We start from the raw sequence: 14785 nt of genomic DNA on the forward strand, positions 1-14785 counted from the left end.
CAAGTTTGACTATTTAAATAATTAAAAATGAAGAATCTAATAAAGCTATTTATTGTTCTATTCCTGTTTATAGCAGGAAGCTGCAAAACTAAGAGTGAATATACCATTGGAAATAAATCTATTTCAAGAACTATAAAAATTAGTGATGACGGGCAACTTTTTACCTCAAAAATTGATAATAAAATTGCAGGTACAATATTAACTCCAAGAGATAATGAGGAGTTTAGATTTCGGATCTCCGAAGGTACACATATAGAGGGGTCAGATGTAGTACTAAGCTCGAAGGATTTCAATTTTAAAAAAGTTATAAATGAAGGGAGTAACTCATTAGGTTTTCTTTTAAAAAACAAGGAACATCAATTAGAAGTAGAATTATATTTTGAAGTAGAAGAAGGCGATTTTTATATTCGTAAATACCTGAAAATTAGTTCTAAAAAACCAGTAACGATAGAACGAATAGATGTTGAGTCTTTGTCTCTGAATGATATTTATCAACCATACCAGATCAAACAAATTACTTCCCAAGGGGTGGCCCAATGGCGACCCGGCCTAGGTCAACCCTTATATGGATCTGAATCCGCCACTTTTTTTGGCGTGGAGTTTCCTGCAGCTGACAACTATGTAGAAGATAAAAAGGGCTATTGTGGCTATTTATGGGGTAAGGAAATTAAGGCAGATGAAATATACACCTCCCATAAAGCGGTAATTGGAGTGGGTGATGATCCAGAGCACATACAAGAAACATTTTTTAATTATATAGACCGGATTCGTATAAGGCCATTTAGATTACAGGTTCAATATAACAGTTGGTTTGATTTTTATAGTGGTGTTGACAAAGAAAAATTTAACCAAAGTGTGTCGAAAGTCCATCAAGAATTGGTTGAAGAAAGGAATGTTGATCCATTGAGTGCCTATGTTATTGATGATGGTTGGCAAGACGTAAAGGCAGATTGGTCCCAAAAGGTATGGAAAGTAAACTCTAAGTTCGATGCAGACTTCTCGACGAGTTTCAAGGGAATAGAATTAGCAGGTTCAAAACTCGGATTGTGGTTGAGCCCAGGATGTCTTTTGGGAGCAGAACCGGCGGTGCCGAAACTAAAGGAACAAGGATTTGAAACCCTGGGAAAATGGATGTCTATGGCCGGACCAAAATATATGCAATCGCTGGAGGACAGGATGTTGGAATTGACCACTAGTGGAGTTAAATATTTTAAACTCGACGGGGTTTTTGGACATCTCAATACCAGGGAATTTGAACTTCATGGAGACCAATATGGCTTACCTTATATGCCACAATTGGGAACAGATGGATTATCGGCATCGGATCCACTTCTGAACGATTCCAAATTTGATGAATTAAAAACCTATTATCTCGTCGCTGGAACCGAGCGGTTGATGGAACTTTTTAAGAAACAGCACGCCGTTGATCCCAATGTTTATGTCGTAATTTCCAATGGGGCTTACCTTAGTCCATGGTGGCTGATGTACGTAGATGCAGTCTGGATGATCAATGCAGGGGATGCGGCAGGAGGAAGTAATAGATCACAGGAATTGGTTTATAGGGATGGGGTTTATTATGACACATGGCAAAAAGAAAACACTCAATTCCCTATTAATTCGATATTTAATCATGAACCAAAAAAAGTAAAATCCGGGGAAAGTCGTGAAGCATTTTCGGAATACTTATGGATGAATCTTTCTAGAGGAACTGGTTTTGTTGAATTATATATTAAAACTCCGGAACTTTCTGAAAGCGATTGGGATGTTTTGGCCAATGGATTAAAATGGGTAAAATCTGTATTTCCGTATTTTAAGAGAGCCAAAATGCACGGAGGCGATCCCAGGGAATTCGAAGTATATGGATATACCGGATGGAATGAGAATGGAGGATTTGTTTCGCTCCATAATCCTTCGGATCAACCACAAATGTATAGCATTAAATTAGATCGAAAATTTGGATTGATCAAAGGTAAAGACCAATACGAAGTATCATTCCCCTTAAAGAACTCCAAAGAATTTGAAAATAAAAAATATGGTTTTGGTGATGAATTAACAATAAACATGAAGCCTAGAGAGGTAAAGGTTTTGAATTTCTATTAAAATATAATTTGAATTGAAAATAAATTTATTAAGACCAGATATTAATATATGAAAACTAAAAAATTAAAAATAGCAGTAATATGTCTGATTTGGGCTTTTGTATGCTGCACCAATAACGTGGATACTGTTTTTCTTGCTGGAAATCTGAATATTGGAATTAATCAGGATGGGGAAATTACTAGTATGATTGATTCTAAAAATAACACTCAATATGAATATGCTAGCAACGATCGAAAATCGATTTTGGCTATTAAGGTCGATGGAGAATTGGAATATCCTAATTCGGTTGAAGTCATAAACGGGGGTGGATCTCTTTTGTTGGAATATCCAAAAAATGAAGTTGCCGCAGAGATTGAAATTGTAAAAAAGGAAAAGTATCTCACTTTTGAACTAATTTCAATAACCAAGCAAGACCAAGTAGAATTAGTATTGTGGGGGCCATTTGAAACAAATATTAAGGAGACCGTAGGAGAAACAGTAGGTGTTGTTCGTAATAAGGATTTTTCAATGGGGATACAGGCATTGAATATGAGAACTCTTGGGGGGTATCCATCTACTGAAGATGATTCTACCCCTTCCTTTGATATATTTGGGACAACGAGTTTGGTAGATGTTTCCGATTCTTTAAATATATTATACCGTGGTCATACGGCTTTACCGAAGGATTACGGTAGTTCTTTGCAAGCATATACACGGAATAGGACAAAAGATAGGATCGTGAGTTCAATGGATCATCAGTATTATGAGGCCCCAGCTTATAAGGATAAAGGGATATTAGGTTCTAAAATAGCCCTTTTTGGTTGTGCGCCCGAGGATGTTCTTAACACTTTGGAAGCTATAGAACTAGGGGAAGGGTTGCCTCACCCCACAATTGATGGCGTGTGGAGTAAAAAATCACCTAAGGCAACTTCTGCTTATCTTATACAGGATTTTAGTACAACTACAATTGACGAAGCTATATCATTAACAAAAAAAGCTGGCTTAGGATATTTATACCATTCCGGTCCCTTTTTAAATTGGGGACATTTTGACTTACATAAAGAAGCCTTTCCCGAAAATTGGGAAAGTATGAAAGAATGTGTGGAAAAGGCAGAACAAGCAGGAGTTGAGCTGGGAATCCATACCCTCTCTAATTTCATAACCACCAATGACCCACTTGTAACTCCAATTCCAGATGATCGATTGGCAAAGGTGGGGAGCAGCCAGCTTACCAAGGATATTGGTGTTGAAGATAAAGACATAGTAATTATTGACCCTACTTATTTTAATCAAATGGGCAATAATAGTCTTCATGCAGCTGTCATTGGAAAGGAAATAATTAGGTATGAAAGTGTGTCTGAAACGGCGCCATGGACCCTATTGAACTGTCAACGCGGAGCCTTTGGAACAAAGGCATCTAGTCATAGCAAGGATAAAAATATAGGGAAATTGGTAGACCATGCTTATAAAACATTTTTGACCAATATGGATCTTGGAATAGAAATGTCCTTAAGATTAGCAGATCTATATAACCAAACCGGCTTAAAGCAAATATCGTTCGATGGATTGGAAGGTAATTATTCTACAGGGATGGGGGCATATGGAGAATTATTGTTTGTTGATGCCTGGTATAAAAATTTAGATGAAGAAATAAAGAACGATTACATCATGGATGCGAGTAGGCCTGGGCACTATTTTTGGCATATGTTTACACGTATGAACTGGGGCGAGCCTTGGTATGCTGGATTTAGGGAAAGTCAGACTTCCTATCGATTGTTGAATCAGGACTATTTTAGGAGAAATTTTATTCCAGCCATGTTAGGGTGGTTTAGTATGAGAGATAATACGAGTTTGGAAGACATAGAATGGATGTTGGCCAGAAGTGCTGCTTTTGATGCAGGTTATGCACTAGTTACCTCAGTTGATCTTGTACAAAAAAATGGTTCCGGAAACGAAATATTGGAAAAAATAAAGGAATGGGAAAAGGCACGATTGGGTGGAGCTTTTACAATTGATCAGAAGAAGCGCATGGAAAACATCAAAGACGAGTTTTCTTTGGAAAAAATTTCAGAGAACAGTTGGAACTTAACGCCATATCATGTCGAAAGATTTGAACATAAAAAAAAGATTCGTCAGCCAGGGGAGCCAGTATGGTCTAGCTTTTCTTTTGAAAATATAAACTCCAATCAATCGTTACAGTTTATACTTACAACTAAGAATACCGCTGCTTCAAATATTGTTTTTGAACTAGATGATTTTAAAAAAGTCTCTCTTGATATTACCGTTAAAGAGGGTGAACATCTTAAATATTCGGGGACAAACGAATTGGTACTTTATGATAAAACTTGGAATAAAATAAAAAGTATATCTGTGGATCCTAAATTATTTGAGGTTGAAAAAGGGAGCCACATTTTGAAGATAGATTGCAACTTTTCAGAAAACGAGGAGGCAAGTCTAAAATTAGAAGTAAAAACTGCAGGGAAACCGGAATTAGTTAAGATTGAAGTGAATGAATCAAAGAAGATTTAGAGCATATATTAATTTTGACACTATTCCGTTAACTGTATAAGTTTAAATAACAAAAGGTTGGACTTTGAAAGGTCCAACCTTTTTTTATTTAGCGAATGACACTTCGAAAATAAAGAATGCCAAAATCTATCTATCGACAATTATTTCCTTTCAAGGTATTTAGGATATGGTTGATGCTATATGGCAATATAATATTAATAATAAAAATAAATCCGAAATGGATTCTAAAAACCTTCCAAAACCAATTACTAATAGAAGAGAATTTTTAAAATTATCATCGTTAGCAGGAGCAGCAATGGTACTACCAATTGATGCATTTTCAGCTAACCTTGGAAGAGAAAAAATTGAAATTGGTTTAATAGCCGAAATCCATCAAGATGTTATGCACGATGGGGAAGAACGTTTGCAAGCCTTTTTAGATGCTGCCAAAAAACGTGATCCAGATTTCATTATACAAATGGGCGATTTTTGTGTTCCCCACGACCATAATAAAGGTTTTATGGCTCGGTGGAGTAATTACCGAGGTGATAAATATCATATACTTGGAAATCATGATATGGACCATGGCTTTAGCAAAGAACAAACGATGGCTTTTTGGAATATGCCTAAAAAGTATTTTTTTTTTGATAAAAAGGGGGTTCATCTTATTGTTTTGGATGGGAACGATCAAAATCCAGAACCATGGGACGGTTATAAGCGATACATAGGCGACGTTCAAAAAAAATGGTTAATTGATGACTTAGCAAAAACAAAGAAACCTACCATTGTTTTTAGTCATCAAACATTAGAACTGGAAGAAACTGGTGGTGTTGCTAATTTTGAAGAGATTCAAAATATTTTTAAAAAAGCGAATAAGGAAGTCGGATTTAAAAAGGTGTTGTGCTGCTGGAGTGGACATCATCACACCGATTTTTGACACAGATCAATGATATCTATTACTTACCAATATATAGCGCATCTTATTATTGGTTAGGTGGTGATTATAAAACAGTGCGTTTTAGTGAGGCTGTTGATAAAACCCAACCCTGGATAAAATATACTGTCCAATATAAAGATTCATTGTTTACGTTTATGACGATAAAGAATAATAAAATTATTCTTGAACCAAGAAAAACTGAGTTTGTTGGCCCTGGACCTGATGAATTGGGAATGCCTAAACCTCATCCTCATGAGCCAATTGTACCAACCATTTCTGCGTTTAAAATGAAAATTTAGTTAGATTTTTTAAACCTTTTCTTTTTACAAGCTGTAAAAGTTAATTATAAGATAACCAAATTTCTAGAAACCGTAAATTTAGAAAGCAGTATGGTAAGTGGTCCTTAGGGACTTCGGAAAGAATACCTTTATTGTCAAATACAAAGAGCACTTGGCCAAAATGATGTCGGAATTCTCTATGGAGAGCTCACGTATATTTATGACAGAATATACTAGGCCCTATGATTATACTTTGGAAGGCTTTGGTAGAGTTCTCCCTCACCAAAATTTTAACTTAAAGTGAGGGGGCGGCTTTCAGTTGGCTGTTCGTTATATCGTTCTTTCAGGCCTGGAATCAGACAGTCTTAAAAATATTACTATCGGTTTAATTCGATAACTTAATCCAATCGAGAAAATCTTGGCTTCTAAAGAACCAACTAAGGTTAAATATCAGTGATTTACAGGATAGCAGTTATGGGTTGAATTAGATTTATAACGAATTTAGATTGAAGGGATGGGATTGTATATTTTGGAAGGAAGTATAATTGGATCGATTATGTTTTAATAGTACAACTAACGTATTGAAAATAAATATATAGTTGGTAAATTGGAGAGAAAAGTGAATATTGCGCAATAGGCATGAAATATTAACCTAGTCATGAAGCGATTTTTTGTCACTTTGTTTTTGTCCTAGATTATTCCTTGGTAGGAGACTGGTTATGATACAAATAAAGAAGGCTCCAAAAATCATCTATGATTCAGGACATGGGGAAGTAGGTTTTGAAATGAAAACTGATGTTGGCCAAAGCGGATAAAACATCAATTATTATTAAAATTTAGCCCTACATAACAAGTTTGTTTCAATTAGGAGTTGAACACAGCTAATATTAAAAGTTGGAAACTTGACAATAAACCCATTGAGGATAACTAAAAAATGATTCTAAAAATCAGCTTAGTTTCGATAACCATTGTCCATAAAAATTATAAATAAAACTCCCAAAAGTGGGCCATTTGTTGGCTATGAGTTGTCACGGGGCCCAATAAATTGGGGATTAAACATTATCGAGTGAAATTCATAAGGAGTTTTTTAAAAGAAAACGAAGTTAATGTTCAAAATTAAAGAAAAATTAAATTTTAAATTAATGAGAGTTTCGAAAAAAACTAGAATGTTTTGGTTTGCTATTTTGGTGCTGTTAACCCTGGTAGTGGGAAAAGTAAATGCACAGAATAGAGAGTCTGGGATAAAGGAGCTTTGGCAAGAGTTATATGTATATAAAAATTTTAATAAAAAGTGGAGAGGTGAAATTCTTTTTAATAACTTATATAGTTCAGAATATGGAAATTACGATTGGTTTCTAGAGGGGAAATCTGCTTTTAAAATTACAAAATGGCTGGGTGTTGAAGCAATTTACCGCCAGGAATATTATGATTTAAATGGTTCGAAAGTTGTAGAATATAGACCAATGATAAGGTTTTCTGGAAAAATTAAAATTCGAGATTGGCGCATTCGAAATCGGCATCGTATTGAATTAAGGATGTTTAAAATTGGCAAAACAAGACTACGATATAGGACAGACTTGAAGATTAAACCAAGCTTCAACTGGACCAATCTAAACCTTAACCCTTACGTGTTGGAGGAAATTTTTATTAACCATAACGGTTTTTCAAGAAATAGGGTTTATGTGGGTATTGAAGGAAAAATATGTCGATTTGAACCTGCTATTTATATGCTGTTGCAATCGAATATAAAATCTAATAATTGGGACAACCAGCCAATAGTTGGAATTATGATGGGATTTGAGTTGTAACGGCTAATTTTAAAAACTTACGAAGGAAAATAGTTAGATTAGGTTGCCTATCTCAATGGGGACTAAACACCCGAGGAAGCAAAGAAGGATGGTTATACGAAATTAGATTATAATTATAAGGTTTATAAGAAGAATCTAACATGGAAAAAGCAAGCCCAGAATCTTAGGTTGACAGTAAATGCATGGACCGTTAATTAGGAGGAAGATATGAAGGGCCTTTTACGGCAATAGGTAGAACGCATTTCTACCGATGAACCAGAATTACTATATAAGATTTTAGAATTAAAATAAGTTTTTATTCAGTCGATCAATTCTACAAAATTGTTGTTATAATGCTTATCTAAAAGAAATGAAAACTCTTGTATTTTGTATTGATTTATCTAAATGGTTTGTTTCGGTGCAATTGTTGAACATATTCTTCAATTAAATCGTATCCTTCATCATGTAGGATTGTGGTGCCTAATTTGGGCATATGTAAATCTCCCGAAACCTTCATTCTATGAATTATCTTGGGATATTTTAGGGCTATTCCAGTTTTCTTATAAGGTACCTCGTATCCTAAGTTTAATGTTTTGTAATTAGCAAGTCCTAAAGGATTATGGCAATGGGCACAATTAATATCTAAATACGCTCTTGCTCGTTTAGTAAGGTCTTTTTGGGTATCATTATAATCTGGTAATTTTTCAAAGCTGTCATAGGAACCATTGGATGTGATTAATCTTTTATCAATAAAATGTTGCCATTGGTCGATAGTATCGCCCTGTTTTATCAGCCATTTTTTTAAGTTACCTACTTTCGGGCCAATAGGCTGTATTTTTCCCTTACTCTTATGGCAAGCAACACACTCCTTAGACGAGGGAATATGGTAATTAATTTGGCGACGCCTATTATTGTTATCTGTCCAGTTGATTTGGCTGTCGGCCCCTTCAAGGATTAGAAAAGCTTCGGTTTGGGTTTCATTCCATTGATATGTCGCAAAATTCCAACGTGTATTGTTTTTTATAAGTACTCTTGTTTCTAAAATTCTACGAGAATTAATGTTGTCCTCGTTGGGATAATAAAAAGTTTTTACCAAAATACTTCCTTCGGGAAAATTAAGTTTTCCTGTGCTTAAGATGGTAATAGTACTGTCTTTGGGGATTTTAAACAAACGCTGTTTTTCGGCATAATCTGTAAATAATGGAGCGGAAAGCTCAAATGTTTCAAGATCGGTTGCCGGAAGTAAATCGGACATTTTTCCTTGGAAAAAGCCATAGGAAGATAAGGTAGGGGAAAACTTTATTTCATTATTAATGGTGCTAAAAAAGTTACGACCTAAAAGAAGAACGGTAATACTGCTAATCGGAATAGCAAGTAGTAGTATTTTCTGAATTTTCATGATATGCTACTAAATAAATTAACGTACTAAATAGTATGTTATTGATTTATAGTTAGGCTTTTTAAATACTTGTCCAAGACCCCTAAATAGGTATTGTAGCACTCGTACCCTTTTATCTTACCAAGATTTCGTATGCCGGCATAACCACTAATAACAAGACAGGAGACTTCTTTTGATATAATGGAGCTTGGTATTATTTTGTTTTGTTTCGCTTTTTCAATGCTCTGTTCAATAGCGTTTTCCCATGATATGATGATTTGGGATAATTGTAGATAGAACTTTTTGTTTGTTGGACTCATTTCCTCAATGAGATTTATAGCAGGGCAACCATACTTAATATCAAATAATTCGTCATTGAGCAAAAGGTCTTTAATACTGTAGTAAATTGAAGCAATAGGATCCTTAGTAGTAGACAAGGGTAGTATTAAAGCTTTCTCCATTCCTGGTTTTATTATTTCGGATATTAGGGCTATTCCTAAATCTTCTTTAGTCTTAAAATGATGATAAAAAGCTCCTTTAGTAAAGGCTGTATGCTTAATTATGTCGTCTATGCTTGTTGCGTTAAATCCGTTTTTATAGATTAATTCAAAAGCTGTGTTTAAGATTTTAACTCTTGTGTTCTGTTTTTGCATTACATACTAGTTAGTATGATGCAAAGGTATATAAGATATTTTAAGGATGGCCTGTTTTAAATTGATTTTTAAAATACTTAAGTATTTCTAAGTAGTTATTTAGATGAGAAAATAACTGTTTAAAAAAAGTACTGTGGCCTCTGATTTATAAACTCATCGGAATATTAATAATTTTATTATATTTGCTAAATCAATTTAGCTAATAATGGGAGGGCTTGGGAATGAATAGGAGGGTGGTAGTCATAAAAGTATACCCTCTTGAATTTGAACTGATGACATAGTTAATAGAGTACTAGTTTCTAGGTTTAAAAATCCTTGTTATTGTAGTATACATGAAGGATGTCGTTGATCAGGAGTGTTAATTGTATACTATTTAAGATTTAAAATGAACTTTAATATATCATAATAATGACTTACAAAAATTTAATTGGGCATTTGCCAAAAATAGGAATCAGACCGGTTATTGACGGAAGGCTAGATGGTGTGAGAGAATCTCTAGAAGAAGCTACCATGAAGATGGCTAGGAATGCGGCGGAGTTTTTAGAAAATAATTTAAGACATGCCGATGGTAGCAAGGTAGAATGTGTTATTTCTGATACTTGTATTGGTGGGGTGGCGGAAGCTGCCGCTTCAGCGGATAAATTTTCAAGGGAGGGAGTAGGATTGTCTCTTACCGTTACCCCTTGTTGGTGTTATGGTAGTGAGACTATTGATATGGATTCGGAAATTCCAAAAGCCATATGGGGGTTTAATGGCACCGAAAGGCCCGGAGCGGTTTATTTATCGGCTGCATTGGCCGGACACAATCAAAAAGGCCTTCCTGCATTTGGAATTTACGGTAGGGATGTACAGGATAGCGGGGATACCGAGATTCCACAAGACGTTCAAGAAAAACTGCTTCGATTTGCTAAGGCCGGTTTGGCGGTAGCTACCATGAAAGGGAAATCATATTTGTCAATGGGAGCGGTTTCAATGGGGATAGCTGGTTCTATAGTAGATACGGATTTTTTCGAAAGCTATTTGGGGATGCGTAGTGAAAACATAGATATGTCCGAATTTGTTAGGCGTATAGAGAAAGAAATCTACGATAAAGACGAGTATGAGAAGGCGTTGGAGTGGACTAAAAAGAATTGCAAGGAAGGGAAGGATTATAACCCCGATCACCGTAAGAAATCGAGAGAGGAATTAGATAAGGATTGGGAATTTGTGGTTAAAATGACCTTGATAGCTAAGGATCTAATGATTGGAAATCCTAAGCTTAAAACTTTGGGGTATGGTGAAGAAGCTTTGGGGCGAAATGCAATTTCAGGAGGTTTCCAAGGGCAACGCCAATGGACCGATCATTTTCCAAATGGTGACTTTATGGAGGCTATTTTAACCTCTTCTTTTGATTGGAACGGAATTCGACAGCCTTTTATGGTAGCTACTGAAAACGACAGTCTCAATGGTGTATCCATGTTGTTTGGGCATTTATTGACCGGCGCGGCTCAGATATTCTCTGACGTTCGTACGTATTGGAGTCCAGAGGCAGTGAAAAGGGTAACTGGCCACGATCTTAAAGGTGATGCGGCCAATGGTTTTATACATCTTATAAATTCTGGCGCTTCTGCATTAGATGGAACTGGCCAACAAACTGTGGATGGAAAACCGGCAATGAAACCATGGTGGGATATTAATGAGGAGGAAGTTCAAAAATGTTTGGAAAATACCACTTGGGGACCTGGAGTATTGGAATATTTTAGAGGAGGTGGATTTTCATCAACCTTTAAAACAGTAGGTGAAATGCCAGTGACCATGTGCAGAATTAATATTGTAAAAGGAATAGGGCCAGTTTTACAGATCGCAGAAGGTAAAACGATAGCCTTGCCAGAGGAAGTACATAATGTAATAAACGAAAGAACCAATCCTACATGGCCAACGACTTGGTTTGTGCCTAACTTAACGGGCAAAGGTGCTTTTAAGGATGTTTACAGTGTAATGGCTAATTGGGGTGCCAACCATGGGGCATTTACTTATGGACATATTGGTGCTGATCTAATTACTTTGGCCTCCATGCTAAGGATACCGGTGAATATGCACAATGTTGACGAGGATAAGATATTTAGACCTAGCGCGTGGTCGTCTTTTGGTATGGATCCAGAAGGTGCAGATTATAGAGCGTGTTCTACCTATAAAGCACTGTATAACTAATATAAAACCATTTATGGAGAGGAAATATGTTATAGGAATTGACTATGGGACGGACTCTGTTAGGACTGCCATTGTAGATGCGGCTAATGGAAAAATAATTGCCGTCAGTGAAAAGAAATACGAGCGATGGGAGAAAGGACAATATTGTAATCCTTTAAAAAACCAGTTTCGGCAACACCCTCAGGACTATATTGACGGATTGGTTTTTACGGTAAAGGATGCGCTTTCCCAATGTGATAGTAAAGTTGCGGAAAACATAGTGGCCTTAGGGTTTGATACCACAGGAAGCACACCTGTGTTGGTAGATGAACAAGGGATCCCTTTGGCATTATTGCCCGAGTTTAAAGATAATCCCAATGCTATGTTTGTGCTTTGGAAAGACCATACTGCCATTGAAGAAGCCGAAGAGATCAATCAATTAGTGAAAAGATGGGATATAAATTATACCAAATATATGGGGGGAATTTATTCTTCCGAATGGGTTTGGGCAAAAGTGTTACAGCTGCTTAGAACAGATGCTTCGGTTAGGGAGGCAGCTTATTCCTGGGTAGAGCATTGCGACTGGATGCCGGCATTGGTGACCGGTAACACCCTTCCAAATGAAATAAAACGCAGTAGGTGTGCTGCAGGGCATAAGGCTATGTGGAGCGAAGAGTGGGGCGGACTGCCTTCAGAACATTTTTTGACCTCTTTAGATCCTTTGTTAGGAGGATTTAGAGAAGGGTTGTATTCCGAGACTTGCACAAGTGATATGCCAGTAGGGACCCTATCACAAGAATGGGCTCAAAAACTGGGGTTACCTTCTAGTGTTCTTGTTGGTGTTGGTATTTTGGATGCTCATGCCGGTGCAGTAGGTGGGGGAATAAAAGAGGGAGCTTTGCTGAAAATTATTGGGACTTCAACCTGTGATATTATGGTGGTTCCTAAAAAAGAACTTAAAGAAACTCTCATTCCCGGAATTTGCGGACAGGTTGACGGTTCGGTATTATCTGACTATATAGGGTTGGAAGCAGGTCAGAGTGCTTATGGGGATATATTCGCCTGGTTTAAGTCTATTCTGGTTTGGCCTCTGATGTTCGAAACGGAAAAAGAACGTAGGAAAATAGAAGATGGTATTTTAGAAAGATTGTCCGAAGAAGCGAGTAAATTGCAAGTAAGACGTGACGATATGATGGCTACCGACTGGCTTAACGGTAGACGTACACCAGACGCTAATCCCTTATTAAAAGGAAGTTTGTCAGGACTGACCTTAGGAACTACCGCTCCTATGATTTATAAGGCATTGGTAGAGGCCGCTGCATTTGGCTCTAAAGCTATAATTGATAGGTTATTAGAGCATAATGTTAACATTAACGAGGTTATTGCTGTTGGGGGAGTGGCTAAAAAGTCCGACTTCGTGATGCAAACCTTGAGTAATGTATTGAATTTGCCAATAAAAATTGCAAGTTCGGACCAGTCTTGTGCCTTAGGTGCTGCTATGAACGCCGCAGTGGTAGGGAAAATCTACGACCAAGTTGTTACTGCTCAAAAGGAAATGGGGGAGGCCATTGAAAAAGTGTATGTTCCCAATTTGGAAAAAAATAAGGTTTATCAAGAAAATTACTTGAAATACCTGAATACCATTTAATAAAAATACCCTAGAAGACACCTTAGTGGTTTTGCTAAGGTGTTTTTTTTTATTTGAGGTATGGAATGGGGAATTATATCGTTAATATTGCCATTATAACATTAATTAACGCATAATCTGAATGAAAAAAGTAAGTCTAGAAGATATTTCTAAGGAACTTGGAGTCTCTAAAACACTAGTGTCTTTTGTGATGAATGGAAGGGCTAAGGAGAAAAGAATTAGTGAAGAAATGACCGAAAAAGTTTTAGCTAAGGCCAAAGAAATGGGATATAAAGCCAATTATTTAGCTAGGGCTTTGCGTACTGGGAAATCTAATACTTTAGGACTGATTATGGCTGATATATCCAATGCCTTTTTTGCAAAACTCGCAAGAAGTATCGAAAATGAGGCAAATGAATTTGGGTATAATGTGATTTTTGGAAGTTCGGACGAAGATAGTATTAAGTCTGGAAAATTAATCGAAGTCTTCAAAAATAAAAAGGTTGATGGCTTGATTATTTGTCCGGCAATGGGAGATATTAAATATATAAAAAGACTCCAGAAGGAAAAATACCCCTATGTATTGGTCGATAGGTATTTTGCAGATGTTAAATCTAATGTCGTGGTTGTAAATAATCAAATTGGCTCTTATGAAATAGTTAATGATCAAGTAAAACAAGGAAAAAAGAAAATTGCCATGGTTAACTTTAACGTAGGGTTAATTAATATGGATGATCGCTTTATTGGGTATAAAGAGGCTTTGAAAGCTAACGGTTTAGAATTGGATCATAGTTTGGTTAAAAATGTTTCTTTTAGAGGGATGGAAAATGAGACCGAGCTTGCCGTAAAGGAATTATTGGAGCAGAAAGATAGAATTGATACTATTTATTTCTCTAACAATCAATTGGCTTTTTTAGGATTAAAATATATTATTAAAAACAATAAATCAGTACTGGATAAAATTAACATTTGCAGCTTCGATAGTTTTGCTGTGATGGACCTAATGGAAATTCCTATGGTGTACGGTACTCAACCTATTAAAGAATTAGGGAAACATGCCGTAGACTTGATTATGAAGCAAATAGATTCGGATACTATACAGCCGCAAGAAGTGGTGCTTCCGATTTCGTATTCCAAAAAAATGATATAATTTTTTAAGGTAAAGGATGTTTTTAACATCCTTTTGGTTGCTTGGTGTTTTGAGTATTATAAAAAATTTGTAGTTTAGCTAAATCGTTTAAGCAAATTGTGTTTTGAGCTGTTCTTTTCTTGAAAAATTCGATTCTTTTAAAAGTTTGAAAAAAAGTAGGAGAAATAAATAGGTCAATAGTAAAAATATGTTTGCGTTTTAGAGAATTGCCTTTTTTTA

At 36.0% G+C, this 14785-nt stretch carries 10 protein-coding genes; 8 read left to right on the top strand and 2 right to left on the bottom strand.

From position 1 onward, the window contains the following. Positions 1 to 27: 27 nt before the first annotated feature. The 5 genes from HCG49_RS13010 to HCG49_RS13030 all read left to right on the top strand — a co-directional run bounded on the left by HCG49_RS13010 (position 28) and on the right by HCG49_RS13030 (position 7610). Positions 28 to 2100, top strand: a complete 2073-nt coding sequence (locus HCG49_RS13010; protein WP_168469966.1) for a hypothetical protein — start codon at positions 28 to 30, stop codon at positions 2098 to 2100. Positions 2101 to 2148: 48 nt separating this feature from the next. Continuing rightward, a complete protein-coding gene (locus tag HCG49_RS13015) occupies positions 2149 to 4608 on the top strand; it encodes a hypothetical protein (RefSeq protein WP_168469967.1) in 2460 nt (819 codons plus the stop codon). 217 nt (positions 4609 to 4825) lie between these two features. Further along, positions 4826 to 5524 (top strand): metallophosphoesterase family protein, encoded by a 699-nt coding sequence (locus tag HCG49_RS13020; RefSeq protein WP_168469968.1) that lies wholly within the window; start codon positions 4826 to 4828, stop codon positions 5522 to 5524. Further along, positions 5521 to 5823, top strand: a complete 303-nt coding sequence (locus tag HCG49_RS13025; RefSeq protein WP_168469969.1) for a hypothetical protein — start codon at positions 5521 to 5523, stop codon at positions 5821 to 5823. The genes HCG49_RS13020 and HCG49_RS13025 overlap by 4 nt, the downstream gene beginning before the upstream one ends. A gap of 1085 nt (positions 5824 to 6908) precedes the next feature. Further along, positions 6909 to 7610: a DUF2490 domain-containing protein gene (locus tag HCG49_RS13030; protein WP_168469970.1), complete on the top strand. Its 702-nt coding sequence runs from the start codon at positions 6909 to 6911 to the stop codon at positions 7608 to 7610. A gap of 376 nt (positions 7611 to 7986) precedes the next feature. On the opposite strand, the gene HCG49_RS13035 is transcribed toward HCG49_RS13030, so the two are convergent. Together HCG49_RS13035 and HCG49_RS13040 are read right to left on the bottom strand one after the other, a co-directional pair. After that, positions 7987 to 8988: a hypothetical protein gene (locus HCG49_RS13035; RefSeq protein ID WP_168469971.1), complete on the bottom strand. Its 1002-nt coding sequence runs from the start codon at positions 8986 to 8988 to the stop codon at positions 7987 to 7989. Positions 8989 to 9026: 38 nt separating this feature from the next. Further along, complete coding sequence (locus tag HCG49_RS13040; protein ID WP_168469972.1) at positions 9027 to 9620, bottom strand: TetR/AcrR family transcriptional regulator; 594 nt, start codon at positions 9618 to 9620, stop codon at positions 9027 to 9029. Positions 9621 to 10028: 408 nt separating this feature from the next. Between HCG49_RS13040 and HCG49_RS13045 the strand changes: the two genes are divergently transcribed. The 3 genes from HCG49_RS13045 (at position 10029) to HCG49_RS13055 (ending at position 14566) form a co-directional block, all read left to right on the top strand. Further along, positions 10029 to 11810, top strand: a complete 1782-nt coding sequence (locus HCG49_RS13045; protein ID WP_168469973.1) for an L-fucose isomerase — start codon at positions 10029 to 10031, stop codon at positions 11808 to 11810. A gap of 13 nt (positions 11811 to 11823) precedes the next feature. Next, the gene (locus tag HCG49_RS13050; protein ID WP_168469974.1) at positions 11824 to 13437 is read left to right on the top strand and encodes a ribulokinase; all 1614 of its coding nucleotides are present in this window, start codon (positions 11824 to 11826) and stop codon (positions 13435 to 13437) included. Positions 13438 to 13558: 121 nt separating this feature from the next. After that, the gene (locus tag HCG49_RS13055) at positions 13559 to 14566 is read left to right on the top strand and encodes a LacI family DNA-binding transcriptional regulator (RefSeq protein WP_168469975.1); all 1008 of its coding nucleotides are present in this window, start codon (positions 13559 to 13561) and stop codon (positions 14564 to 14566) included. The last annotated feature ends 219 nt before the right edge of the window (positions 14567 to 14785 follow it).

The organism is Arenibacter sp. 6A1, assembly GCF_012272855.1.
GTDB lineage: Bacteria > Bacteroidota > Bacteroidia > Flavobacteriales > Flavobacteriaceae > Arenibacter.

What these genes read in the sequence shown, in the direction of transcription:
- HCG49_RS13010 (WP_168469966.1), top strand. Translation starts at nt 28, where the DNA reads ATGAAGAATCTAATAAAGCTATTTATTGTTCTATTCCTGTTTATAGCA.
- HCG49_RS13015 (WP_168469967.1), top strand. Translation starts at nt 2,149, where the DNA reads ATGAAAACTAAAAAATTAAAAATAGCAGTAATATGTCTGATTTGGGCT.
- HCG49_RS13020 (WP_168469968.1), top strand. Translation starts at nt 4,826, where the DNA reads ATGGATTCTAAAAACCTTCCAAAACCAATTACTAATAGAAGAGAATTT.
- HCG49_RS13030 (WP_168469970.1), top strand. Translation starts at nt 6,909, where the DNA reads ATGTTCAAAATTAAAGAAAAATTAAATTTTAAATTAATGAGAGTTTCG.
- HCG49_RS13035 (WP_168469971.1), bottom strand. Translation starts at nt 8,988, where the DNA reads ATGAAAATTCAGAAAATACTACTACTTGCTATTCCGATTAGCAGTATT.
- HCG49_RS13040 (WP_168469972.1), bottom strand. Translation starts at nt 9,620, where the DNA reads ATGCAAAAACAGAACACAAGAGTTAAAATCTTAAACACAGCTTTTGAA.
- HCG49_RS13045 (WP_168469973.1), top strand. Translation starts at nt 10,029, where the DNA reads ATGACTTACAAAAATTTAATTGGGCATTTGCCAAAAATAGGAATCAGA.
- HCG49_RS13050 (WP_168469974.1), top strand. Translation starts at nt 11,824, where the DNA reads ATGGAGAGGAAATATGTTATAGGAATTGACTATGGGACGGACTCTGTT.
- HCG49_RS13055 (WP_168469975.1), top strand. Translation starts at nt 13,559, where the DNA reads ATGAAAAAAGTAAGTCTAGAAGATATTTCTAAGGAACTTGGAGTCTCT.